This is a genomic window from Amycolatopsis marina (genome assembly GCF_900111885.1).
GTDB classification, from domain to species: Bacteria; Actinomycetota; Actinomycetes; order Mycobacteriales; family Pseudonocardiaceae; genus Amycolatopsis; species Amycolatopsis marina.
Genome location: NZ_FOKG01000010.1, coordinates 1 through 23,664, shown reverse-complemented (window position 1 = coordinate 23,664; position 23,664 = coordinate 1). Strand labels below are relative to the sequence as shown.

At 67.8% G+C, this 23,664-nt stretch carries 27 protein-coding genes, 1 tRNA gene and 2 pseudogenes; 12 read left to right on the top strand and 18 right to left on the bottom strand.

The genetic code is table 11. The annotated features are described in order from the left end of the window. Window positions 1-7 precede the first annotated feature (7 nt). From BM199_RS17450 to BM199_RS17440, 3 genes are all read right to left on the bottom strand, one after another. Window positions 8-517, bottom strand: coding sequence for a quercetin 2,3-dioxygenase (locus BM199_RS17450; protein ID WP_091674320.1), 510 nt, complete (start codon window positions 515-517; stop codon window positions 8-10). 292 nt (window positions 518-809) lie between these two features. Further along, a tRNA-Pro gene (locus BM199_RS17445) sits at window positions 810-883 on the bottom strand. Between the two features lie 110 nt (window positions 884-993). Then, window positions 994-2,949, bottom strand: a complete 1,956-nt coding sequence (locus BM199_RS17440) for an aconitate hydratase (protein ID WP_091674319.1) — start codon at window positions 2,947-2,949, stop codon at window positions 994-996. Window positions 2,950-3,167: 218 nt separating this feature from the next. On the opposite strand from BM199_RS17440, the gene BM199_RS17435 reads away from it, so the two are divergent. Together BM199_RS17435 and crcB are read left to right on the top strand one after the other, a co-directional pair. Then, window positions 3,168-3,599 (top strand): fluoride efflux transporter FluC, encoded by a 432-nt coding sequence (locus tag BM199_RS17435; protein WP_091674318.1) that lies wholly within the window; start codon window positions 3,168-3,170, stop codon window positions 3,597-3,599. Next, window positions 3,596-3,970, top strand: coding sequence for a fluoride efflux transporter CrcB (gene crcB / locus BM199_RS17430; RefSeq protein WP_091674317.1), 375 nt, complete (start codon window positions 3,596-3,598; stop codon window positions 3,968-3,970). Before BM199_RS17435 ends, crcB begins: the two co-directional genes overlap by 4 nt. 21 nt (window positions 3,971-3,991) lie before the next feature. On the opposite strand, the gene BM199_RS17425 is transcribed toward crcB, so the two are convergent. From BM199_RS17425 to BM199_RS34945, 3 genes are all read right to left on the bottom strand, one after another. Continuing rightward, on the bottom strand, window positions 3,992-4,945 hold the full coding sequence (locus BM199_RS17425; RefSeq protein WP_091674316.1) for an LLM class F420-dependent oxidoreductase: 954 nt from the start codon (window positions 4,943-4,945) through the stop codon (window positions 3,992-3,994). A 40-nt stretch (window positions 4,946-4,985) separates the two neighbouring features. Continuing rightward, complete coding sequence (locus BM199_RS17420; RefSeq protein WP_091674315.1) at window positions 4,986-7,073, bottom strand: S9 family peptidase; 2,088 nt, start codon at window positions 7,071-7,073, stop codon at window positions 4,986-4,988. Window positions 7,074-7,242: 169 nt separating this feature from the next. Then, the gene (locus BM199_RS34945) at window positions 7,243-7,542 is read right to left on the bottom strand and encodes an ArsR family transcriptional regulator (protein WP_091674314.1); all 300 of its coding nucleotides are present in this window, start codon (window positions 7,540-7,542) and stop codon (window positions 7,243-7,245) included. A gap of 24 nt (window positions 7,543-7,566) precedes the next feature. Here BM199_RS34945 and rocD point away from each other — a divergent pair, with 24 nt between their 5' ends. Continuing rightward, the gene (gene rocD / locus BM199_RS17410) at window positions 7,567-8,790 is read left to right on the top strand and encodes an ornithine--oxo-acid transaminase (protein WP_091674313.1); all 1,224 of its coding nucleotides are present in this window, start codon (window positions 7,567-7,569) and stop codon (window positions 8,788-8,790) included. Window positions 8,791-9,076: 286 nt separating this feature from the next. Here rocD and BM199_RS17405 read toward each other — a convergent pair whose 3' ends face one another. Continuing rightward, a complete protein-coding gene (locus tag BM199_RS17405; RefSeq protein ID WP_091674312.1) occupies window positions 9,077-9,859 on the bottom strand; it encodes a class I SAM-dependent methyltransferase in 783 nt (260 codons plus the stop codon). A gap of 126 nt (window positions 9,860-9,985) precedes the next feature. Between BM199_RS17405 and BM199_RS17400 the strand changes: the two genes are divergently transcribed. Beyond that, window positions 9,986-11,365, top strand: coding sequence for a DUF2252 domain-containing protein (locus tag BM199_RS17400; protein ID WP_091674311.1), 1,380 nt, complete (start codon window positions 9,986-9,988; stop codon window positions 11,363-11,365). A gap of 4 nt (window positions 11,366-11,369) precedes the next feature. Here BM199_RS17400 and BM199_RS17395 read toward each other — a convergent pair whose 3' ends face one another. The 4 genes and pseudogenes from BM199_RS17395 to BM199_RS17380 form a co-directional block, all read right to left on the bottom strand. Further along, a complete protein-coding gene (locus BM199_RS17395) occupies window positions 11,370-11,999 on the bottom strand; it encodes a formylglycine-generating enzyme family protein (protein WP_342741716.1) in 630 nt (209 codons plus the stop codon). After that, window positions 11,989-12,186 (bottom strand): DUF397 domain-containing protein, encoded by a 198-nt coding sequence (locus BM199_RS17390; protein WP_091674309.1) that lies wholly within the window; start codon window positions 12,184-12,186, stop codon window positions 11,989-11,991. Before BM199_RS17390 ends, BM199_RS17395 begins: the two co-directional genes overlap by 11 nt. Further along, window positions 12,149-13,048, bottom strand: a complete 900-nt coding sequence (locus BM199_RS17385; RefSeq protein ID WP_091674308.1) for a helix-turn-helix domain-containing protein — start codon at window positions 13,046-13,048, stop codon at window positions 12,149-12,151. Before BM199_RS17385 ends, BM199_RS17390 begins: the two co-directional genes overlap by 38 nt. A 55-nt stretch (window positions 13,049-13,103) precedes the next feature. Next, window positions 13,104-13,376, bottom strand: a pseudogene (locus BM199_RS17380) (FAD-dependent oxidoreductase); the annotation flags it as partial. A gap of 60 nt (window positions 13,377-13,436) precedes the next feature. Between BM199_RS17380 and BM199_RS17375 the strand changes: the two are divergent. From BM199_RS17375 to BM199_RS17340, 7 genes are all read left to right on the top strand, one after another. Then, window positions 13,437-14,894 (top strand): recombinase family protein, encoded by a 1,458-nt coding sequence (locus BM199_RS17375; RefSeq protein WP_177242663.1) that lies wholly within the window; start codon window positions 13,437-13,439, stop codon window positions 14,892-14,894. Window positions 14,895-15,581: 687 nt separating this feature from the next. Further along, on the top strand, window positions 15,582-16,796 hold the full coding sequence (locus tag BM199_RS17365; protein ID WP_177242662.1) for an AAA family ATPase: 1,215 nt from the start codon (window positions 15,582-15,584) through the stop codon (window positions 16,794-16,796). Then, window positions 16,793-16,999, top strand: a complete 207-nt coding sequence (locus BM199_RS17360) for a hypothetical protein (protein ID WP_091674303.1) — start codon at window positions 16,793-16,795, stop codon at window positions 16,997-16,999. Before BM199_RS17365 ends, BM199_RS17360 begins: the two co-directional genes overlap by 4 nt. After that, window positions 16,999-19,560, top strand: a complete 2,562-nt coding sequence (locus BM199_RS17355; RefSeq protein WP_091674302.1) for a hypothetical protein — start codon at window positions 16,999-17,001, stop codon at window positions 19,558-19,560. The genes BM199_RS17360 and BM199_RS17355 overlap by 1 nt, the downstream gene beginning before the upstream one ends. Further along, entirely contained in the window at window positions 19,557-19,805 is a 249-nt protein-coding gene (locus BM199_RS17350) for a hypothetical protein (protein WP_091674301.1), read from the top strand. Before BM199_RS17355 ends, BM199_RS17350 begins: the two co-directional genes overlap by 4 nt. 48 nt (window positions 19,806-19,853) lie before the next feature. Next, window positions 19,854-20,498 (top strand): hypothetical protein, encoded by a 645-nt coding sequence (locus BM199_RS17345; protein WP_143101843.1) that lies wholly within the window; start codon window positions 19,854-19,856, stop codon window positions 20,496-20,498. After that, complete coding sequence (locus BM199_RS17340; protein ID WP_091674299.1) at window positions 20,495-20,827, top strand: hypothetical protein; 333 nt, start codon at window positions 20,495-20,497, stop codon at window positions 20,825-20,827. Before BM199_RS17345 ends, BM199_RS17340 begins: the two co-directional genes overlap by 4 nt. 484 nt (window positions 20,828-21,311) lie before the next feature. On the opposite strand, the gene BM199_RS17335 is transcribed toward BM199_RS17340, so the two are convergent. Both BM199_RS17335 and BM199_RS17330 read right to left on the bottom strand, forming a co-directional pair. Further along, complete coding sequence (locus BM199_RS17335; protein WP_091674298.1) at window positions 21,312-21,506, bottom strand: hypothetical protein; 195 nt, start codon at window positions 21,504-21,506, stop codon at window positions 21,312-21,314. After that, window positions 21,503-21,733 (bottom strand): hypothetical protein, encoded by a 231-nt coding sequence (locus BM199_RS17330; protein ID WP_091674297.1) that lies wholly within the window; start codon window positions 21,731-21,733, stop codon window positions 21,503-21,505. Before BM199_RS17330 ends, BM199_RS17335 begins: the two co-directional genes overlap by 4 nt. Before the next feature lie 135 nt (window positions 21,734-21,868). Here BM199_RS17330 and BM199_RS17325 point away from each other — a divergent pair, with 135 nt between their 5' ends. Continuing rightward, window positions 21,869-22,045, top strand: coding sequence for a MerR family transcriptional regulator (locus BM199_RS17325; RefSeq protein WP_091674473.1), 177 nt, complete (start codon window positions 21,869-21,871; stop codon window positions 22,043-22,045). Window positions 22,046-22,180: 135 nt separating this feature from the next. On the opposite strand, the gene BM199_RS17320 is transcribed toward BM199_RS17325, so the two are convergent. The 5 genes and pseudogenes from BM199_RS17320 to BM199_RS17310 all read right to left on the bottom strand — a co-directional run. Then, a complete protein-coding gene (locus BM199_RS17320; RefSeq protein ID WP_091674296.1) occupies window positions 22,181-22,426 on the bottom strand; it encodes a hypothetical protein in 246 nt (81 codons plus the stop codon). Beyond that, a complete protein-coding gene (locus tag BM199_RS34940; RefSeq protein WP_281245711.1) occupies window positions 22,423-22,548 on the bottom strand; it encodes a hypothetical protein in 126 nt (41 codons plus the stop codon). Before BM199_RS34940 ends, BM199_RS17320 begins: the two co-directional genes overlap by 4 nt. Window positions 22,549-22,642: 94 nt before the next feature. Further along, window positions 22,643-23,278, bottom strand: a complete 636-nt coding sequence (locus tag BM199_RS17315) for an FAD-dependent oxidoreductase (protein ID WP_091674295.1) — start codon at window positions 23,276-23,278, stop codon at window positions 22,643-22,645. 41 nt (window positions 23,279-23,319) lie between these two features. Next, window positions 23,320-23,484, bottom strand: a complete 165-nt coding sequence (locus BM199_RS33900; protein WP_177242661.1) for a hypothetical protein — start codon at window positions 23,482-23,484, stop codon at window positions 23,320-23,322. Continuing rightward, window positions 23,481-23,664, bottom strand: a pseudogene (locus tag BM199_RS17310) (IS701 family transposase); the annotation flags it as partial. The gene BM199_RS33900 and the pseudogene BM199_RS17310, both read right to left, overlap by 4 nt.

Genomic DNA, 23,664 nt, shown 5'->3' with positions numbered 1-23,664 from the left:
CCCTTCCTCACCGCGGGTCCGCATGCGTTGTGGCGTCGTCGACGATCGGTGATGGCCCCAGCACCTCGACGCCGTATCGGGCGGCTGCGCTGATCAACCTCGTTGTGTCGACGGGGCCGGACGGTGCTGGTGGCAGGTTCGGCGAGAGGGCCGGTTCTCCCGTTTCGGCGAACCACTGCTCGAAGCCACCAGGCGTGATGAGCGCGAGGAAGCGGCAGGTCGGCGATGTTGCCCGGTAGGCGTGTGGGAGTCCGCGTGGCGCGAAGGTGAGTGAGCCGGCCTGGGCGTGGTAGTGCCGCCCGTCGATGTAGATCCTCAACTCCCCTTCCAGAACGAGGAAGGCCTCGTCCTCCCGAGTGTGCCGATGCAGCGGTGACGCTGTGCCCTGTCGGCACGTGTGTTCGGTGAGGGAGAACTGTCCCGCGGTGTCCTCCCCGGTTGCCTTGAGCCGTAACAGCGCCCCCATGTGCCACAGGGCACGTGCATCCGCGCTGGTGGTCTGGAACGGAGCGTGCATCTCGAATCCTCCACATGGTTAGTAGGTACTCACTAACCTGACCATAATGAAGGTTGACGGCCAAGGCAAGTTCGTCTTTGTCGAGTGATCGAGGACATTCGGCAGACGAGCAGGCCCGGCTATCGGGCGGCGATGAACGCCGCCAGCACCGATCTGCACGTGCCCACACCGATGACAGATGCGAGTGTCACAGTGCCGCGCCGGGTCGCGCTGGACCGTAGACCAGATCCGCACCTACAGCACAAAAAAAGCGGGTTCCCACAGCTCTGAACTGCAAGAACCCGCTTGCCGGTCGGGCTGACAGGATTTGAACCTGCGACCCCTTGACCCCCAGTCAAGTGCGCTACCAAACTGCGCCACAGCCCGGCCATCGCCCTGCGTGCTGACGATGGGCGCTAGCTTAGCGTGTCCGCTTCAGCGCCCGTGAGGCAGGGGCGAACGTCGGGCGCGCGCCGACGCTGACCTGGAACAACGGCTCAGACCATCGACGCCAGCAGCGGGATCCGGCCGCCTGCCATGACGGCTTCGACCTGACGCTCCGACAACCGGTGGTGCAGCCGGTACTGCTCGTCCTTGGTCACGTTCCGCGCCGTCAGCTCCGGGCTCTCCGACAGCCCTTCCCGCAGGCTCTCCAGCTCCAGCGTGTCCCCCTGATCGATCCGTTCGTAGTCGGCCGGGTCGACGAACTCCAGCGCGAGGATGCCGAAGTTCGCCAGGTTCTGCCAGTGGATCCGCGCGAAGGACTTCGCGATCACCGCGCGCAGTCCCAGATGCCGCGGGGTGATCGCCGCGTGTTCGCGCGAGGACCCCTGCCCGTAGTTGTCGCCGCCGACGATCAGGTGGCCGGGGCCGTCGGCCACCTCGCGCGCCCGCTGCGGGTAGGTCTCGTCCACCTGACTGAAGGTGAACTCCGACAGCATCGGGATGTTCGAACGGAACGGCAGCGCCCGCGCTCCGGCCGGGGAGATCTCGTCGGTCGAGATGTCGTCCGGGACCTTGAGCAGCACCGGCGCCTCGATCCGGTCCGGCAGCGGCGGGAAGTCCGGCAGCGCCGAGATGTTCGGCCCCTTCACCAACTCCTCCCTCTCGGCTTCCCCTGGCTCCAGCGGCGGCACCAGCATGTCCGTGTTCACCGATGCTCGCGACGGCATTTCCGGGCGCACGTATTCGATCCCCAGCCGCTCGGCGACCTCTCTCGGGTCGGCGATCACCCCGGTCAGGGCCGCCGCCGTCGCGGTCTCCGGCGAGCACAGCCAGACGGCGTCCTCCTTCGTGCCCGACCTGCCGGGAAAGTTCCTCGGGAAGGTGCGGAGCGAGTTGTGGCCCACCGCGGGCGCCTGTCCCATCCCGATGCACCCCATGCACCCGGCCTGGTGGATCCGCGCCCCCGCCGAGATCAGCTCGAACGTCGCCCCCATCTTCGTCAGGTCCGCGAAGATCTCCCGTGACGACGGGTTGACGTCGAAACTCACCGAGTCCTCCGTCTGCCTGCCGCGCACCATGTGCGCCGCGATCGCGTAGTCCCGCAGCCCCGGGTTCGCCGAAGAGCCGATCACCACCTGGCCCACGTCGGCGCCAGCCACCTCGCGTACCGGCACCACGTTGCCCGGTGACGACGGCTTGGCGATCAGCGGCTCCAGCGTCGACAGGTCGATCTCGTCGGTGTCGTCGAACCGTGCATCCTCCGCGGGCAGCACCTCCCGGAAGTCCTCCTCGCGGTCCTCCGCGCGCAGGAACTCCCGCACCGCCTCGTCCGCCGGGAACACCGTCGTCGTGGCCCCCAGCTCCGCCCCCATGTTCGCGATCACGTGCCGGTCCATCGCCGACAGCTGCGCCAGCCCCGGCCCGTGGTACTCGATGATCCGGTTCAGCCCGCCCTTGACTCCGTGGCGACGCAGCATCTCCAGCACCACGTCCTTCGCGGACACCCACGGCGGCAACTCACCCGTCAGCCGCACGCCCCAGATCCGCGGCATCTGCAGGTACAACGGCGTACCGGCGATCGCCATCGCCACCTCGAGCCCGCCGACACCGATCGCCAGCATTCCCAGCGACCCACCGGCGCACGTATGCGAATCCGACCCGACCATCAACTTGCCCGGGATGCCGAACCGCTGCATGTGTGTGGGGTGCGAAACACCGTTGCCCGCCTTCGAGAACCACAGCCCGTACCTGCGGCACGCCGAGCGTAGGTACGCGTGGTCCTCCGCGTTCTTCTCGTCGGCCTGCAGCAGGTTGTGGTCCACGTACTGCACGCTGACCTCGGTGCGCGCCCGATCGAGATTCATCGCCTCCAGCTCCTGCATTACCAGGGTGCCGGTGGCGTCCTGGGTCAGGGTCTGGTCGACCCGCAGGGCGATTTCCGCCCCCGGCGTCATCTCCCCGCTGACCAGGTGTTCGCTGATGAGTTGTTCTGCGACGCCGTGTCCCATGCTGACCTCCCGGCCACGACTACCCGAAGGGGCGCGAAGCCAATCCCGCGGATAGATTCCCCGGGAACTACCCCGCGCACTTTCCCGGGAAAGTGCGCGGGGGCAAGCCCGGGACCTGGGACGAGAGCTTTCGGACTCGCACTTTCCCGGGAAAGTGCGATACCCCGCGCGCGCAACTACCGCACTTTTCCGGGAAAGTGCGAGGGGTGAGGAGACGGATGGGCCGGAGAGTGGGTGAGCCACACCGGTGGACGGTGCTGCTCGCGGTCGCCGTCGGCGGCGCGCTCGGCAGCCTCGCCCGGTACGGGCTCGGCCTCGCCCTCCCGCACGAGCGCGGCCAGTTCGGCACCGCCACGCTGCTCGCCAACATCGGAGGCTGCCTGTTGATCGGCGTGCTGATGATGCTGATCATCACCATCCGGGACCCGCACCCGCTGCTCCGCCCGTTCGCGGGGATCGGCGTGCTCGGCGGCTTCACCACGTTCTCCACTTTCGTGGTCGAGGCCATGGACTCCGCGCTGACCGGCCGCCCGGGGCTCGCCCTGCTCTACGCCGCGGTCTCGGTGCTCGCCTCCCTGCTCGCCGTCGCGCTCGGCATGCGCGCCACCCGCGTCGCCGTGACCCACGTACGCCGAGGGGCGACACCGTGACCGCGCTGCTGGTCGCCGTCGGCGGAGCCCTCGGCGCCATCCTGCGCTATCTCGTCGACCAGCGCGTCCGGCGCAGCCACCGCACCCTGTTCCCGTGGGGCACCCTCGTGGCCAACATGACCGGTTCCGCCCTGCTCGGGGTCCTGGCGGGCTGGGCACTCGCCGGTGGCCAGCCGGACACCGTCCGGGCACTGGTCGGCGTCGGCCTGTGCGGCTCCCTGACGACGTTCTCCACGTTCGGCTACGAAACCGTCCGGCTCGTGTCCGAACGCGCCCGCCTCCACGCCGTCGCCAACGTCGTCGTCACCGTCCTCGCCGGCTTCGGCGCCGCCGCGACAGGCCTGGTCGCCGCGAACGCGATCTGGGGTTGACGCGCGCTCGCGGCGAACGGATCAGGACCTGGGAGCCAGCCCCTTGATGTGCTCGAACGGGTTGTCCCCGGTCGGCAGCAACGCCATCACCGGAGTGTTCAGTCCGTTGTCCACGTAGGACTGAACCTTGTCTCTGCACTCGTCGACACTGCCGTGCACGATCAGGTCGTCCACAACATCGTCCGGGATGAGTTCACCGGCTCGCTTGCGGTCCCCCGCCTGCCACGCCTCGTGCATCGGCGCCAGCGCGTCCCCTCGGCCCAGCCATTCGTGGAATGCCTTGTACACCGGCACGGTGAGGTAGCTACTGATCAACATACGGCCCAGGCCACGTGCGGCGTCGGCGTCCTCCGTCGGGCACACGAACACCCGCGCCACCAGTTCCACGTCCGGGCCGACCTCTGCCCGCACCGTCGGCACGTCACCCGGCGCGAGCCAGTTCGTGATCGCGCCGTCGGCCTCCCGCGCCGCCAGTCGCAGCATGCCGGGACGCAACGCCGCCAGCATGATCGGCGGCGCGGGCTCGGGCGCCCGCTCCAGACGGAACTTGCTCACCGAGAACGTCGGGTACTGCTCGGTGACCTTCTCCCCCGCCAGCGCCGCCCGCAGGAACCGCAACGTGTCCCTGCTCCGGCCGAACGGCTCGGCGAACTCCGCCGCGTTCCAGTTCTCCACGATCACCGGCGATGACGTACCGATCCCGAGGACGAACCGGCCAGGGGCGCACTCGGCCAGGGTCGCCGCGCTCATCGCGAGCAGGCCCGGCCCGCGTGTGTACACCGGAACGATGGCCGTGCCGAGGCGTAGCTGCGGCGCCCACTGCGATGCCAGCAGCAGTGGGGAGAACGCGTCGGTGCCCGCGGTCTCCGCCGACCACGCGTCGGTGTACCCGAGGTCGGGCAGCTGCTCGATCAGCTCACGGTGTTCGGCCAGCGGGACCCCGGTGAGCGGGATCGTGATTCCCCAACGCTTCATACGCTCCATCCTCGGTCGATCGGTGACGTCCTGGCCCGGATCAGTGCCCGACGCGGGCGTCCAGCTCGCGCTTGATCCAGTCGATCTGCAGCCGCATCATGTTCTCCGCGACCTCCTCGGCCTGCGGTGTCATGTGCGTGCCCCCGGCGAGCGGGAGGAAAGTGTGCGGCCTGCCCGCCGCCAGCAGCGCCGACGACAGTCGCAACGCGTGCGCGACGAACACGTTGTCGTCGGCCAGCCCGTGCACGAGCAGCAGCGCGCCGCGCAACTCCGGGGCGTCGGCGATCAGCGAGTTCCGGCGGTAGGAATCCGGTTCGTCCTGTGGTGTGCCGAGGTAGCGCTCGGTGTAGTGGGTGTCGTACAACGACCAGTCGGTCACCGGCGCGCCGGCAACTGCCGCGTGAAACACGTCCGGCCTGCGCAGGACTGCCAGCGCCGAGAGGTAACCGCCGTAGGACCAGCCGCGAATCGCCACCCTGTCCAGATCCAGATCGGGGTATTCGGCCGCCACCGCGTGCAGCGCGTCGACCTGGTCGGCCAGCGGCACTTCCGCGAGCTTGCCCGCGATCTCCCGTTCCCACTCCGGTCCGCGTCCCGGGCTGCCTCTGCCGTCGGTGATCAGCACCGCGAAACCCTGATCCGCCAGCCACTGTGCGGTGAGGAAGGCGTTGCGGCTCTGCAACACCCGCTGCGCGTGCGGCCCGCCGTAGGGATCGAGCAGCACCGGCAGTTTCGCCGAACCCGCGCGGTGACCGGTCGGCAGCAGCAGCGCCGCACGCAGGCCCCGCTCGCCGACGGTCAGCATCGCCACCTTGGGGGCCGTGCCGGGGTCCACAGTGTACGAAGCAATTCCGGCGACCGGTTTTCCGTCCCGCAGTACCGACACCTTGGGCCCACTGCGGGACATGCTCCAGGACGACAGCACCGTCAGCGCGGCGTTCCCACCGCCGATGTGCACTCCGTCCTCAGTGGATAGACGTTGCACCTTTCCACCGTCAGTGCGATAAACGTGGATCTGGGTGGGATCGTCCTCCGACGCACTGAACAGGACCTCCTCGCCCACATCGAGGACCGAGCGAAGCTGCATGCCGGGTTCGGTGACCGGCTCGCCGTCGATCAGCAGCCGGTAGTTCCCGTCCGCCGCGCTCACCCGAACCAGCCTGCCGTCACTGGTCCAGGCGGGCACGCCCTGCACGATCTCCACCCAGTGCGGGTCCGTCTCGGTGTGCAGCAGCTTCGTCGAACCGTCGGCGGGGTTCACCTCGTGCACCTCGAGGCGGCGCTGATCGCGCGGCTGCACGGCCAGCAGCGGTGCCCCACCCGCACTCCAGTGCACCGCCGCCAGGTACTCCCAGTCCCCGCGCTGGACGTCCACACGCGTTCCGTCGAGCCCCAGGAACGCCAGCGACACATCGACATTGACCGTTCCGGCTGCCGGATACGACACCGTGTTCGGGGGCAGGCCGGGATTCGCCGGATCGGCGATCGTCCAGCGCGGCACCGCCGCACGGTCGGTGCGCTCGACCAGGAGACTCTGCCCGTCCGGCGCCCACCAGTAACCACGGGCGCGCCCCATCTCCTCGGCCGCGATGAACTCCGCCAGCCCCCAGGCGATGTCCTCTCCCGGTTCGTCGACGAGCATCCGGTCGGTGCCCGCGGCCAGGTCGAGCACGCGAAGCCTGCGGTCCCGGACATAGGCCACGTGCGTCCCCGCCGCGTTGGGCCGCGGGTCCACCACGGAGTCGTCGACGCGCAGCGTGACGTCACCGGAACGCAGGTCCGCCGTGTAGAGCTTGCCGGACAGGGAGAACGCCGCCATCGTGAGCCCGGAATCGGTCGCGTAGCCGACCACGCCGCCGGAGGCGTTGCGCGTGCGCTCGCGCCTGGCCCGCTCCTCCGGCGGCAACTCCTCCTCCCCCGGCAACAGCGCGACAGCGTCCACGATCTTGGACTCCACGCCGGACGCCAGATCCTGGGACCACAGGCTGTGCCTGCGGTCCACACCTGATTCCGCCCGCAGGAACAGCACCCGGTCGCCGTCCGGGGACACCCGGAACTCCTTCGGCGCACCAAGGGTGAAGCGCTGCGTACGAGCCTGCTTACGAAGGAAGGAGAGGTCGTCGGTCACGGGTTGACACTCTGTCAGAAGGACGCCCGGGTGTGCCAACACTCGAAGTGGGGCACGTCACCCGCTCGTGCCCCACCGGCTCACTTCACCGCGAGTTCAGCGAACCTGTCCAGGCAGCGAGGCCAGCCTCCGTCGACCCCCTGGCGCAGGTTGGTGCCTGTCTGCTGCGTCATTCGTCGTCATCGCCATCCTGTTCCGCCGCCGCGAACGCGGTCAGCGCCTCGGTCCACATCTCGTCGCGATATGCCCGCAGCCCGGCGACTCCTTCGAGTCGCAGGCGGTACATCCGCCGCGTTCCGCGCACGTGATCGGTTACGAGACCGCAGTCCTTGAGCACCTTGAGGTGCTGGGACACCGCGGGGCGGCTGACAACTCCGAAAGTCAATGGGTACGCAACGATTCGCCGGACACCGGCGAGAACTACGCAACGAACACAGGCAACAAGCAACGTGTCGCGGATGAACCACACGTGGACTGCCCTTAGCCTGAACGCATGACGACGTTCGCCGACAGCACCACCCGTACCGCTTCCGACTTCATCGCCCTCGACGAGCAGTGGAGCACGCACAACTACCACCCACTGCCCGTGGTCATCGCCGAAGCGGAGGGCGCGTGGGTCACCGACGTCCACGGCGAGCGCTACCTCGACTTCCTGTCCGGCTACTCCGCGCTGAACTTCGGTCACCGCCACCCCGCGCTGGTCGAGGCCGCGGTCGCCCAGCTCGGCCGGGTCACCCTGACTTCGCGCGCCTTCCATCACGACCAGCTCGGACTGTTCTGCCGCGAGCTGGCGCAGCTGACCGGCACCGAACTCGTGCTGCCGATGAACTCCGGCGCCGAGGCCGTCGAATCCGCCATCAAGGTGGCCCGCAAGTGGGCGTACCAGGTGAAGGGTGTCCCGCAGGGCGAGGCCGAGATCGTGGTGGCCGGGTCCAACTTCCACGGCCGCACCACCACGATCGTGTCCTTCTCCACCGACGACACCGCTCGCGCGGACTTCGGTCCGTTCACCCCCGGATTCAAGGTCGTCAAATATGGCGACGCCGACGCCCTCACCTCGGCGATCACCGAGCGAACCGCCGCCGTACTGCTCGAGCCGATCCAGGGTGAGGCAGGCGTCGTCGTGCCACCGGACGGCTACCTCGCCGAGGCACGCAGGCTCTGCGACGAGGCAGGCGCCCTGCTGATCGCCGACGAGATCCAGTCCGGCCTGGCCCGCACGGGCACGGTGTTCGCGCTCGACCACGAACGGATCCGCGCGGACCTCTACACCCTCGGCAAGGCTCTTGGTGGCGGCATCATGCCGCTGTCAGCCGTCGCCGGACGCCGCGACGTGCTCGGCGTGCTGCGTCCGGGGGAGCACGGCTCGACCTTCGGCGGAAACCCGCTCGCGTGCGCGGTCGGCCGCGCCGTGATCGCGCTACTGGAGACCGGCGAATTCCAGCAGCGTTCGGCCGCGCTCGGCGCGCACCTGCACAACCGGCTCGGCGAGCTCGTCGGCAACGGTCTCGCCGAGGTGCGTGGCCGCGGCCTGTGGGCAGGCATCGACATCGCTCCCGGTGGGCCCACCGGGAGGGAGGCGTCGCAGGCGCTGGCCGCCAAGGGTGTGCTCTGCAAGGAGACCCACGACAACACGCTGCGCCTCGCACCGCCGCTGGTCATCTCCGAGGAGGAGCTCGACAGCGGCCTCGACGCCATCGCCGAGGTGATCCGCTAGGCACGCCACTTTCCCGGGAAAGTGCGGTACTTGCGCGCGCCAGGTATCGCACTTTCCCGGGAAAGTGCGATCTTCAGGTCTGCACTTTTCCGGGAAAGTGCGGTTGGGGTGGATCGACGATGGACTGTCCGACTGAACAACATGATCCTCGTCTGCGCTCGCCACCACCGGGACCTGCGCAACACCGCACACCGCCCACCCAGCCGACGCGGTCCGGACATACCGCGTCAACGCCAAGCGCGCCGAACACCCACACCATCCCGATAGGGGGACCGACGGTCCGTGCTCAGCCGGGTCGCTGACCCCATGCGGCGACGGTCAGCCAGCAGTAGTCGAGGAACTCCGGCGCGTCGTACAGCGCATAGGCTTCATCCAGTTCGGGCTGGGTGATCAGGCCCGTGTTCACCGCATGCGTCTCGACCAGTTTGATCGTGGCCTTCAACCAGCCCGCGAGCGGCGAGCCGCCCCTGGCCGGCAGCATTTGGCCCTCGGTACCGCACCCACGCAGGCCGGCCCGTTCCAGTGGCAGCGGCAGTGTGCGCGCCCACGTGGTGTGCGTGCCGACCTGTTCGGTCATCACCCGGCTCAGCGTCTCCATCGACCTGCGGGTCGCGGGGGTGGAGGACAACTCGGGCAGCGTGCTCGCCGACTCGATGAGCAACCACCCGCCGGGACGCAGCCAGGACGCCAACCTGGCCAGCACCGCCTCGCGGTCCCGGAGATGGTCGAGCACGAACCTGGCGTGCACGAGGTCGAACTCCCCAGGCTGCTCGTCCGTCGTGACGTCGTGGTGACGCACCTCGATGCCCAGCTCGGTCAGCGGGCCGAGGAACGCGGTGCTGACGTCGGTGGCCAGCACGTTCGACGGCCCAGCCAGTTCGGCCAGCTTGCGCGCCACCGACCCGGCACCCGCGCCGATCTCGAGGCACCGCCAGCCATCACGAACGCCGAGCCGGTCGAGGTTTCGGACGGTGAACGGGTCGAAGATCCGCTCGAGCAGCGTCAGCCGCTCGTACTCCTCCAATGCCTCGGTGTCGACGAACTCGGCCCAGCCAACGGCTTGCGACATCAGGGTTCCTGTCCATCCAGGTGTGCGGGTGATCTCGGGCGGGGAGGAAGTATGGAAAGCACCAGCATGGCACGGTACGTCCGTACGTAGGGTGGCAGTGAAGACCAGATCATGAAAAGAGGCGAGATGACGACGAACGATGTGGTCGATCTACGTAGTGCCGTGTCCCCCGAGGACGTGTACGCACGCGGGAAAGCGCTGCGCGAAGCCACACCGCCCACCGCGCACGACCACCCTGCCGCCGGCCCGCGGCGGCCGGGCGTCGTGGACTTCGTCGAGGCGAGCAACGAGGGCAGGCTCGCCGAGTTGCTGCCCCTGCGCATCGCGAAGATGACCGCGTCGCCGTTCGCGTTCTTCCGTGGCGCGGCCGGGCTCATGGCCGCCGACCTCGCCGGCACCCCCGCCAGCGGACTCACCGCACAGCTATGCGGGGACGCCCACGCCGCGAACTTCGGGCTGTACGGCACGCCCGAGGGCGAGATCGTCATGGACATCAACGATTTCGACGAAACCCTCCCGGGGCCGTGGGAATGGGACCTCAAACGCCTCTGCGCGAGCCTGGTGCTGGCGGGACGCGAAGGCGGCGTCGGTGAGAAGGACTGCCTCGACGCCGCCGAGGACGCGGTGAAGTCCTACCGCCGGATCGTCCGGGAGCTGGCCGAGATGCCGTTCATGCGGTCGTGGAACGCGCTGCCGAACGCCTCCGCGCTGAACCGGGCCAAGGCGGACGAGCTGATCGACGACTTCGAGAAGGCGGCGGCCAAGGCGCGCAAGAACACCAGCGCGAAGATCGCCAGGAAGCGCGCACAGGAGTACGACGACGAGGCGACCGGGCTGCGCAGGCTCAAGTTCATCGAGGACCCACCGATACGTACCCATGTGGACGAGTCGACAGCGCAACACATCATCGACGGCCTGGAGTCCTACGTAGACACCCTGCGGGAGTCACGACGGAACCTGATCACCCGTTACTCGGTGTCCGATGTGGCCTTCCGTGTCGTGGGCACGGGCAGTGTCGGGCGCCGCAGCTACATCGCGCTGCTGCACGGAAACGGCGACGAAGTCCTTGTGCTGCAACTGAAAGAGGCATGCCAATCGGCGCTGGAACCGTTCCTCGACATCGGGTCCACCGAGCACGAGGGCAGGCGCATCGTGCACGGCGCCCGGCTGGTGCAGGCCGAGACGGACATCCTGCTCGGCTGGACCACCATCGAGGGCAGGCCGTTCATCGTCCGGCAGTTCCGGAACCTGAAGGGCGACATCGACCCCACCAGCCTGGACAGTGACCACCTCGACGACTACGGCAGGCTCGCGGGTGCGCTGCTGGCACGGGCGCACGCCCGCTCGATCGACCCGAGGCTGCTCGCGGGCTACCTCGCCGAGGACACCGACCTGGACGAGGCGATCGGCCGGTACGCGGTGCGCTACGCCGACCAGACCGAGGCCGACCACGCCGAACTGCTCACGGCGGTGAAGAACGGCCGGTTCCCCATCGAGGAACTCTGAGCCCTCACGCCACGGTCCGGGCCAGCCGGAAGCCGAGGTCGTCGATGGCGAACGTGGGGTGGCTGCGGCGGCGCACCGACGCCCCGCATCCCCGCGCCGACTCGGCCCAGCCCCCGCCACGGAAGATGCGGTACTCGCCGTAGACCTCCTCGTCGTAGAGGTCCCAGCACCACTCCCAGACGTTGCCGAGCATGTCGTGCAGCCCCCACGGGTTGGGCGCCTTGCCGCCGACGTCGTGCACCCGGCCCCCGGAGTTGTCCGCGTACCAGGCGATGTCGTCGATCTCGCCGTACCGATACCCGCTGGTGCCCGCCTTGCAGGCGTACTGCCACTCCGCCTCGGTCGGCAGGCGATACCCCTCGGCCGACCAGTCACAGGTCACCTCCCCACTCGCGTCCCGGAGGTAGGCCTGCCGCAGGCCCGATCGCGCCGAGAACTGGTTGCACAGCTCGATCGCGTCGAACCAGCTGACGTTCGTCAGCGGCAGGGAGTCGTCCGCGTTCGTGACGGGGTACCGGCCGAGCAGGAAGGGATCGATCTCCACCTGCCAGCGCGTGCCGCGCCGGTCGTCGCGAAGATCCACGGTCCCGCTGGGAATGCGGACCATCGGCGGGCCCGGCGAACTATCGGACACGCGTACCGGCAAGGAACGCGCGCCACGTCCGAGCAGTCACCCGCAACGCGCCCGCCTCCGGCGACTTGGAATCCCGCAGACCCACCAAGTCACGCCGGAAGTCGACCTCGACACAGTCGCCGTCGCCGTCGGCATCGCTGTAGCTGCTCTTACGCCAGTCCGGGCCGGAACGGTGCTGCTGGGTCATCGCGGTCGGTCTCCACTCGGTCGTACTCACTTGCCAGGCTGGCAAGCCACTCCCGAGATTGTCCCCCATTCAGGGCGTGCACGGCGAGTTCGTTGAGCACCTCGGCGTACCGGCGGATCTTTTCGGCCTCCTCCAGGAACAGGCTGGCCGTCAACGTCTTCGCGTACGCGACGGGACGGTGTTCGCTGAACCGCATCAGCCGGAATGAGCCACCGAACACGCCGACCGGCATCGTGGCCGACTCGATCACCCTGACCTCACAGCGCGGCCACGAACTGGCCAGCGCGAGGTGCAGCAGCTGCTCGTTCATCAGCCGGGCACTGCCGACCATGGAACGCAACGCGCATTCGTGCACGAAGAACCCCAGCCGTGGCGGGCGCTGCCGGTGCAGTATCCGCTGGCGGGCGAGCCGGGCGCGCACCCGTATCTCGAACTCGTCGCCGGTCGGATGCTTGCCCCAGCGCAGCAGTTCCCGCACGTATGCCTCGGTCTGCAGCAGTCCCGGGACCACAAGCGGTTCGTACGAGGCGATCACGTCCGCCGTCGTCTCCAGCTCGATCAGCGAATACAGCTCGTCCGGCAGCTTCTCGCCGTGGTCCTGCAGCCGGTACTCCGCATCGGACTGCCGCGCCAACCGCAGCAGCCGGTCCCGCTCGCGCCTCGGCGCATCACATCGCGCCAGGTAGACCGCTACATCGATGTCGGGCGAGCTCCGGGACCCGCCCTCCATCCTGCACACCTTGCTGGGCGACCAGCCCAGCGAAAGCGCCAGGCGCTGGGCCGTCAGCCCCGACTTCTCCCGCCACCGCTTCAGTTCACTTCCCAGTTCCCGCGCCCGTACCGAGGACCCCTGCGTGTTCATGCGAGCACGCTAGAGCGAACCGCTCACGGATTTCCCGCGTGGCGCGGGAAAATCATCACAACGGAGGCGAGGTTGCCAACCCCGCAACATCGGCCACCTCGTCGGCGCACCCCCAGGAGAGGGTCACGCCCGCACCGCCGTGGCCGTAGCAGTGGATGACGTCGTCCACGCGGTCCAGCCGGACCTCGGGGCGGGCGGGGCGCAGGCCGACCTTCGTGCGCAGCACGGATGCGTCGGCGAGCTCCGGCACCAGGGCCCGGCAGCGGCGCAGGATGCTCTCGGTGACCGCCTGGTCGGGCTCGGTCTCCTCCATGCCCGGTTCCTCCGTGCCACCGCAGACCGCGTACGTGACTTGCTGTCAAGCGGCACCTAGATGATACTTCCCGGCATGACCCATTACGTCGCGCTGTACTGCCGGATTAGCCAGGACAAGCGAGGGCGCCGTGAGGGCGTCGAGGCGCAGGAGAAGTGGGGCCGAGAGTACGCCGCGGCAACCTGGCCAGACATGCCGATCGAGGTGTTTACCGACAACGACATCACCGCTGCTGACCCAGGGGTCGAGCGCCCCGAGTTCAACCGGCTGCGTGAGTGGATCAACGATGGCCGGATCGCGCATATCTGGAGCGTGGAGCAGTACCGGTTCGTACGGCAGGAGGTCGAGTGGTTCAAGGTCGCCGCTGAGCTGGACAGCGCCGGGATCACCGAACTGCACACGAACAGGGACGGGACCGTGCGCGTGCAAGACGAGATCGCCGGGATTAAGGCGGTGCTCGGCGCCGGGGAGGTTCGCAGGCTGAAGCGCAGGCTCAACGACCGGTTGACCGAGATCGCCGCATCGGGAGCGCCGCCGGGTGGGGGTCGCCGCTTCGGCTACCGTCCAGCGGTGCGCGACGACGGCGCCAGGACGCTGGAGATCGTGCCGGAAGAGGCCGAGATCATCCGCGACACGGTGGATAGGATCCTCTCCGGCTGGGGGCTCAACAGCATCGTCAAGGATCTAAAGGACCGCGGAGTACGGGGTCCGCGGGGCGGCGCCATCAGCCCGGGCGCTATCAAGTCATGGATCAACTCGCCCACGATCGCCGGGCACCGCGTCCACCAGGGCCGGATCGTGGCCCGCGGCACTTGGGAACCGATCGTCACCGAGGACATCTGGCAGGCCGTCAAGGCTCGGCTTGCGCAGCCACGCCGGGTCAAACTTGCTGACGGTGGCACCATCGACGTGAACGAGAAGTACTTCGGCACCTCGACCGGCCGCAAATACCTGCTGACTGGCGGGCTCACCGCCTGCGGGGCGTGCGGAGCTCCCCTATACGGCACCACTCGAAAGTACGGCGGTACCAAGCTCCCGTACTTGCTGTGCCGGCCGGAATCCCGCGGCGGCAGCGGCTGCGTGGGTATCAAGATGGACGCCGTGGAGAAGCACGTGGTCGACACCCTGTTCGCCGAGCTCGACCGGCCCGAGTTCCTCGACGCTATCGGCGCCGACGACCACGGCCAGTTGCGCGACAAGATCACAGCGGATCTGACCGCGCTCGACGGGCGCCGTAACAAGCTGGCCACAGAGTGGGGTGCTGGCGATCTCATGGACTCGGAGTGGGCGTCGGCGCGTCGGTCCATGGCCGAGACCGAGCAGCGGCTACGTAGTGAACTGGCCGCCATCCCACCACCAATGGCCGGGATCGACATCAACACTGCCCGGCAGGCATGGCCCGACATGCTGCTCGATGAGCAGCGTGAGTTCCTACTCCTGTTCATCGAGCGCGTCACGGTCAACCGGGGCGCTCGCGGACGCTGGACACCGATCGGCGAGCGTGTCGAGATCGATTGGCGCCGCCTGCGCTAGAACAAATCACAATCGTGTAGTCTGGCACTCGTCAACTCAATGCTGCTGCATTGGTGATCCCCGTAAGCGGTAGTCACGCGGGTAACCGACACCGTGCATCGGCCAGAGATGGAGTAGCCGGGCCACCGCGGCGCGGAGTACCCCTCGGCGGGATGCCGACGGCAAACGCGCGCACCACTTCTCCTGGAATTCATTCCAGGAGACAGGTGTGTCCGCATTCCCCCCGATTGATCGCGCCGCTAAGGCCCGCGCTGAACATCAGCGCCGTGCAGCCCTTCGCGCGATAGATGACCCCGCCCAACTCGCCCGCGCTGCTCGTATCGTCCGAGCTGCTCTGGCACGTCAGCGTCTTACGTTGGCCGACCTCACCTCCGACTTTCGGGAGGTGGCGTAGCGTATGCGGGCAGAAGAAAACCGCCTGGGCGGGGCAGTCGCCCAGGCGGCTCTCGAAACACCCAGCGTCCACCATGAAGCCGGATACCTCGAGTTTAGTCGAGAGACCGTTGGCCGTGTCGGACCTCCCTGCGGATGTCCCCTCGACCATCACGAGTGCGGCGTAGACCTGCCGTTGCCGCCGACGCTGCCGAATCTGTTGGCATCCCGGTCGACCTGGTACCACCTGCGGGCTGCTGGTCTGCTCGACGCCGAGGGCCACCTCGAGCGGTTCCTGGGATCGCAGGGGGTGGCATGACCTGCCCCACCGGGAGGCACGTGTTCCTTCCCGACGACCCACCCGCACTCGTTTCCACACAGCGCGCCGAGTGTGGAAACGAGTGCGAGGACCTGACCAGCGGAAACACTCCCGTTTCCACAGATTCCACGGTTTCCACAGATCTCGACCTGCTGGCGGGGATCCGCAACGGCGAGTGGCTCGACCGTCAGGTGTTCCCGCCGCTCAACTACGCGGTGCCCGGACTCATCCCCGAGGGCGCGATGGTCCTGATCGGCCCCCCGAAGGTCGGGAAGAGCTACTTCCTCGGCGGGATCCTGCTGGCCGTCGCCGAAGGCGGGTACGCGCTGGGGAAGATCCCCACCGGACCGAGGAAACCGGTGCTGTACCTGGCCCTTGAGGACGGGGATCGGCGGATGCAGAAGCGGTGCCGGGAGCTGCTCGACGACGGACCGATCCCCGGACGGTTCAACTACGTCACCAAGGTGCAGCCGCGGCAGGTCATCGCGACGATCCAGGCGTTCCTGCAGCGGCACCCGGACACCGTGCTGGTCGTGCTCGACACCCTCGGCAAGGTCATGCCCGAGGCGCGCCCGGGGGAGTCCGCGTATCAGCGGGACTACCGCATTGCCGGTGCCCTGAAAGCCATCGCCGACGATCACCCTGGGCTGGCGCTGGTCGTGGTCCACCACGACCGCAAGGCGGCCACCGAGGACTTCGTGGAGTCGGTGTCTGGCACCAACGGTCTGGCCGGGGCGATGGACACGATCTGTGTTCTGGTCCGAAAGCGACAGTCCACTGAGGGCGTGCTGAAGGTGACCGGCCGGGACGTGCCCGAGGCCGAGTACGCGCTGAGCGTGGCCGACGGCAGGTGGACGCTCGACGGGGGAGACCTGGCCGAGGCAGCCGTCACTGCGAGGGACCGCGAGGAGTCCGCCGGACTCGGGGACCGCTCCACTCAGATCGTTCGCATCGTCGGGCAGCACCCGGACGGGATCGGCCCGACTCGTCTCGCGGTCGAGCTCGGTATCGAGCCCAAGCACGCGGGGGAGTACCTGCGGCGCCTCGAGCAGTCCGGCCGCATCACCAAGGGCGGGCGTGGGATCTACCGACCTGCTCACAGATCTGTGGAAACCGTGGAAACCGTGGAAACGCCTGGTGGAGAGCTTCTGCAGTTTCCACACGGCCCCGCAAGTGTGGAAAACGACTATCAACCGGAGGACGTGTCATGACGGAACCGATGTTCATCCCGGTCGGCGACCTGCTACCCGAGATCGCCCGCACCGAGCCCTGTTCGAAATGCACCGGGGGGCTCGGAGTGACCGCCACCCCTCCAGAGGAGTGGAACGTCGTTGTGGGTCACTCCTCCACCTGTCCGACGCTGCCTGAACTCACGAGGGCACGGATGCGGCGTATCGAGACGGGAGCGGCGTGATGGCTGCACAAGATCTCGTCTTCACGATCCTCGGCATCGACAAGGCCAGCGACAAGTTCGATCGGGTTGGGGATGCGATCGACCGCATGACCAGCCGGGGCGTCAAGGCCCTAGGCGGCTTCACCGTGGCGTCCGCCGCTTCCGCGGCGGCGGTTGGTGCGGCGGTCGGTGCACTGCCCCTGGCGTTCGTGGGTTTGGGTGCGGTGGCGCTCAAAGAGAACACCAAGATCAAGCAGTCGTTCGAGGACCTGTCCGGCGCAGTCAAGACTGGTATCGCGCAGGACGCCGCACCACTCGCCGACGAGTTCGTCGGTGCGGCGCAGGATATCGGCGCGGCCTACCAACGGCTCCGGCCGGAGCTGTCGCGGGCGTTCGCGGCGAGCGCACCGCACGTCGAGACCCTCACTGCCGGCGTGATCGGGTTCGCAGAGAACGCCATGCCCGGCATGGTGCGCTCTGTCGAGCGCGCCGGGCCGGTGATGGATGGGTTCGAGTCGCTCCTGAAGGACGCCGGCACCGGGCTAGGGGAGTTCTTCGACATCGTGTCGCAGCGCTCGGACGAGGCAGGGCAGGGGATCGAGCACTTCGGGGATCTCGTCCGTGGCGTACTTCCCGAAGTCGGCGGGATCCTCGGCGACCTCACCGGACTATGGGCCGAACACGGCGACGAAGTAGCCGACGTCGTCACCCGGCTGATCGGTGTCATCGGCGACCTGTCGGGCAATGCGCTACCCCTGGTGTCCTCCAGCCTCGGGCACGCGCTGGGCATGCTGGACGCCGTTCTGAGCATCATCGAGCCCATGACCGGGATCCTCGGCCCGGCGATCGGCGCGTGGGTGTCCCTGGCTGTGGCCATGAAGGGCCTTGCCGCCGTGCAAAGTGTGATCGGCGGCGTGACCTCGTCGGTAGTCGCGTTCGGTTCCGCCACCAGGGACGCTGAGAAGCGGGGCCGCGCGCTGAAGCTGGCCGGTGTCGGAATCGCTCTCGGGATGGGCATGGCGCTGTCGAAGGTGTCCGCGCTGAACCCGGAGGTCGAGGCACTTGACGAGGGTCTGAAGGACTGGGTCAAGACGGGCAAGGCCAGCGGTGAGGCGGCGCGGGTCCTGGGCGCCGACATGGAACACCTCGGTCTCGGCATCGACCAGGTCAACGCCGGGGGGATCGAGAAGTTCATCGGGAACCTCGTGGAGGGCATCCCCGTTCTGGGCAACTTCCTGCAGGGGCTGGACTCCAGTTTCGCCCGCGGTACCGAGCGGATCGACGCACTCGATCAGTCTCTGGCCAACATGGCGGCATCGGGCAACCTCGAAGGCGCTGCGGAGATCGTCAACCGCATCGCCAAGGAGACCGGCAAATCACTCGACGAAGTCATGGCGTCCTTGCCGGGCTACCGGGCCGAGCTCGAGCAGGCCGCCGCTGCGACGGCGAAACTCGGCACCGCGTCGTTCCAGTCGAAGCCGGGCGTCGACGCACTCGAGGAGTCCCTGGGAGTTCTGGCCGATCAGACCGCGGACACCTCTGACAAGGCCGACGCGCTCAACGATGCGTGGCGCCGACTGTTCGGTGTCGCGCTCACGATGGAGGAAGCGCAGGCCGCGTTCGAGGGTGGCCTCGACGAGATCGGCGAGTCCATCAAGGGCGTGAAGGAAGAGTCCGAGAACTGGCGCGGGGAGCTACTCAACGCCGCAGGCCACGCGAACATCACCACCGAGGCTGGGCGGGCACTGTCGGAGCAGTTGATCCAGCAGGGCGAGGATTACAAGACGCTGGCGCAGACCGCATTCGACACCGCCAGGTCACAGGGGAAGTCGCAGGAGGAAGCGACCGCGGCCGCCGTAGCCGCCACGACCGAGCGGCGGGACCAGTTCATCCGAGAGATGCGCCAGATGGGATTCAACGCCGACCAGGCGCGGACACTCGCGAACCGGTATCTCGGCATCCCTAATGACGTAACCACGGCGATCACGAACCCTGGGATGTTGACGGCGATCGCGGCAGCACGCGACTTGATCAACGCCTACGACCGGATTCCCCGCCACATCCGCACCGTGGTTGAGACCGTCATGCCCGGACCGTTCGGGCTGGCGATGTTCGGCCAGAGGGCACTGGCCGGCGGCTTCGCCACGGGTGGCGAGATCCGCGGCCCCGGTTCGGGCACATCGGATTCCGTCCTTGCCCGCGTGTCCAACGGCGAGCACGTTCTCACCGCCCGAGAAGTGCAGGCCGCTGGCGGGCATGGAGCGGTCGAGCGGTGGCGCAATTCCCTCACCTCTGGCCGACAGGCAGCCGTAGGCGATGCGCTCGGCGGCGTGATCGGTGGCGACGGCGAGGCCGCCAACTGGTGGCCCTCACGACTCCATCACCGGCCCACTGCCAGCGCCAGTGCGCGGGCCGCTGCCGTCGCATTCCAGCGCAGCAACATCCGCTTCCCGCAGCCAGCGTCGAAGGTGGAGGTCACGATCAACACCACCGGCGCGGACGAGGAGTTCGCGCGTGCCTTGCGCAAGATGATCCGAGTGCGCGGCGGCAACGTCCAAACGGTGCTCGGGAGGCGACCATGAGCACCCAGGCCGCCGAAGTCTCCACGGCAATCGCCATGATGCGCGCAGGGCTCCATGGCGACACGGTCGCGCAACAGGCACTCCTCGCCACCACCGACCTCGAATCTCTCGTGATCGAACTCGCTGCCGTCGCCAACAGCTTCGGCGTCCACCTCGCCGAGATCTGCGGAATCGACCTCGACGACGACCTCCTCGCCGAGTTCCAGACCTGGATGCGACAGAACCCGGAGGACATCGAACGATGAAGCGCGCGTCGCGTTCGCGATTTTCGCCAGACGGGATATAATTTCCGCATGGCGAAAGTAGAAGCAGATGGGCAGCCGAAGTGCATGAACTGCGACGTGCCCGTCAACGTCAACAGCGACGGCGCGTACCGGTACGCAATCCGACGCGGCCGGGTCATCTCGTGGTGCTGCGGAGAGCAGTGCGCGATCGTGCTGCGCGTCAAGCGGCTCCAGCAGCGCCACTGCCCCGTATGCCGTCAGGTCATCGAACGTACCGACCCCACCGGTCGGCCCCCCTCGTTCTGTGGCGACAAGTGCCGACGTCAACGTGAGCGCGACCTTGACCGCGCCGTTAGGGCGCTGGCCCGCGGCACCGTCCCCGACCGCCCCGTGGGCTTCGGTGGAGCTACCGAGTGGCTCGACCGCATCGACACCGAACTCGCCGACGCCGAGCAGTTGTTGGCGCACTGGACGGGAGACGGCCCCACAACACCCACAGGCACAGTCAGCCCCGATGCCCGCGCCGGACTCGTCCAGCGCGTCAACGTGCTCCACCGACTCCGCGGTATGGCCAACCAGGCCGTGGGCGAGGAAAACCGGCAGGCGCTCATCGAACGCCGTCAGGAACAAGCACGCCAGATCGCCGAGGACGAACACGCTCGCGATAACGCATGGCGTGACGAGCTGCTCAACAGCAAGGAGACCCTGTCATGAGCATCCGCATCAACCGCGGCAGCGGCGAGCAGGAGCCGCTACAAGCCGGTGAACGCGCCTGCACCGTCCACATGGGAGACGGCAGCATCTGGCGAATTGCCGGTGACATCCCCCATCACATCGACCGGCAAGTCGAACTGGTGGAGCGGCACCTGCACCGAGGCCGCGTTGAGCACGAGCTGCTCGCCGTCATACGGCAGGTCGTTGCCGACGCCGAGCGGTCCGAGTACAGGGCGGCCCCCACTGCCTCCCCGGCGCGCAGTGACCTCCCCGTCTCCTGGTACGGGCAGGTCGCATACACAGCAGGCACCGGAGGCCTGTTCTTCTAAGACCGGTGGCGCTTCATCCGAACTGCGAACCCGGGCAGCGCCACCCAATCGGCCCCGGCGCGTCCCCCTTCCAGCGCGCCGGGGGCCGTCTCCCGTCGAGATAGATGCAGCCCGAATCCATCTTTGAACTTGGCGCCAGAATCCCCAGACCCGTACACACAGCGGGAAGCCTTCGGAATGGGTCACGAACGTGCTGGTCATCAGCGCGTGGTGGGTGCCCCCCGCCTGCCCCCAGGTCCCACCCCTGCACCAGGTGCTCGCCTGGTGCAGGTCACCTCGATGACCAACGCGAGTCCATCGAGGCGATGGAACTTAGCCGTTGGTGTCTGGCCTACAACTGGCTCGGGTGCCTGGGGGTCCAGTGGCGGGGGCAGGGAGGGGGCAGGGGTAGCACGGGCTGACCAGCAACGACGTGACCCCGCCCAGAGCCTCCTTTTCTCTCCCCGAGAAAAGTTCTTATTCGCGGGAATTTAGTCGTGGGGGACTAAGTCGAGGGGTGCAGCATGCGGCAGACAGGGCACGTCGGTGGGTCGACCATCCGCAGGTCGTAGCGGCTCTGCTCGGCCAGCGATCCACAGCCGGTGAGCACCCATCCGACTCCGTCGACCACGCGGTGTTCGCGGATGATGTGGCGCCGCTGGCTGGCCGTCTCCCACCGTGGTTTCGTCCGGGGGCTCATGGTCGGCGCGCCCGCTTCGTCTTCTCGTGCAGGGCGACGAACGTGTTCACTCCGAGCTGCTTGCCGTTCTCGTCGTCGACGATGACCGGCGGGGTGGAGCCGATTGCGATCGCGAAGCGTGGGCCGCCGTCGTGCATGACGACACCGGTCTTGACCTGCACCCGTTTACCGGCTGCGGTATGTCCGCTGACCTGCGTGAATGTGACCCACTCCGGTCCCTCAGCCATGCCGCCCACCTCTCGTAGAACGTGGCAATCGTGGCATTCGTTGCATAACGACGCAAGGTGATGTGTTCGTAGGTGTTCGTGGGGAACGTGACATAGCAGGTGAATTAGTCACGAGTGCGTGTGATCGTTGCGGGCGTGTCCGCGAAACTGATCCCGACCGGCGAGGCTGCGAAGGCCATCGGCGTTGATCGCGGCACGCTCGTGCGCTGGCACCGAGACGGGCTGGTCACGCCAGCGTTGGTGACGCCTGGTGGTCACGCACGCTGGGACCTGGACGACCTGCTGAAGCAGCTCCGGGAGATGCGGAAGTAGTTTCTCGTCCGATCGGACTGAAAACTCAGCCCTGCGCCCCCAGGTGTACGCGGTGCAGGTGGTTGAAGTACAAATCCTTACCTGAACCACCAGGCAGTGCCCGGTACGTCGGAGTGACGTACCGGGCACTATCTGTCAGGTGTCCTGCTCGCCCCGGATCTTCTGGGCCTCGGACAACAGTTCGCCGAGGTCGACGCCGAGTGCTTCCGTGGCGACGAGCGCCGAGAAGTAGCGGCGAGACAGGTTGTTGCGCCGCCTCACTGCCTCGTGCACACAGCTGAGGACCTCGTCTTCCATCCGGGACATGCGCTTGTGGAGGGTGATGGTGGAGACGAGAACGGCGGCGACCAGCAGGCCGATGAGGACGTAGAGGGCGATCATCGGGCCGCCTCCTCGTTCTCGATGGCGGCGATCATGGCCTCGATCTGCTCGAGGCGGCGCCGGATCGCGTGCAGTTCGGCGGCCAACTCAGTCACGCTGGGTGTGGTCGTATCGTTACTCATGGGTCGGAACCTCGATTTCCGATCAAGGCCCTCGGTTGGTGTGCCAGCACCTCCGGGGGCCGCGTTATCTGCGTACCTCCCTAAGGCAACACTCCTATTCGCCGTGTGGGAGCACGTAGGTGAAGTCGTCCTCGTCCACGATCCACTCGCCGAGGCCGGGGTCGGCCACGTGCACCACCTGCCCCCGCGCGGGGACCACCGTCTCGTCGGGCACCAGTTCCCGCGCGCCGAGACCGGCGGCGTTGACCACCAGATCGACGCCATCGGTGTCCAGGCTCTCGACGTGGCCGTACTCCGTGCGCACCCCGGCCGCCTCTGCCCGCGCGGCCAGCCAGGGTAGGTACACGGCGGTGTCGATCAGCGGCGGGCTGAACTCCAGCGCGTCCACCCATGGCTCACCCACGTCGGTGCGCCGGATCATCCCGCCCACGGCGTCCGCCCAGTCCGGCACCGGGCGATGCTCGCGGCGCAGCAGCCTGCCGGGCACCGATCGCACGCCGGTTCCCGGCTCGGCGGCCAGCCGCCGGAACTCGGCGACGCTCACGGCGGTCCACCGGCCGGTCCGGTTCTCCGGTTCACAGTGGCGGGGGTAGACAAGCCCGCCCGCGACCATGGAGGTCGTGTCCTGTGGTGCGGCCGCGGTGCGCACGGTCACCCGCGCTCCCCGTTCGGCCAGTCGCAGGGCACAGCTCAGCCCGATGATGCCGCCGCCGATGACCGTGATCCGCATGAAGCTGGTGTCCTTCCGGTTGTCTAGTACTGCAACGGCAGTTAAGGAAGTGGGTAGCCGCGGCGTTTGTAGTGGCTGAGGCGGGCTTGGTGTTGTCGTCGGCGGCGGAAGCGTGACCAGGACCAGATGTGTTCGGCGGCGTCGGCGACACGCAGGACCAGCTTGGTGAGCAGGCGCCGGATCTCCGGTAGTGTAAAGCTGATCATGTCTGGTTCGGCGATACCGATTCCCCTTTTATGGCAAGGGATTTGGCGACGGCGAGCCAGGCGTGGGCGAGCATCGACAGGGTGATGTGGGCGTACCACGCCCGCCAGGACCGGACCTGGTAGTGATCCAGTCCGGCTTCGTTCTTGGCCTGCTGGAAACACTCTTCGATCCGCCAGCGC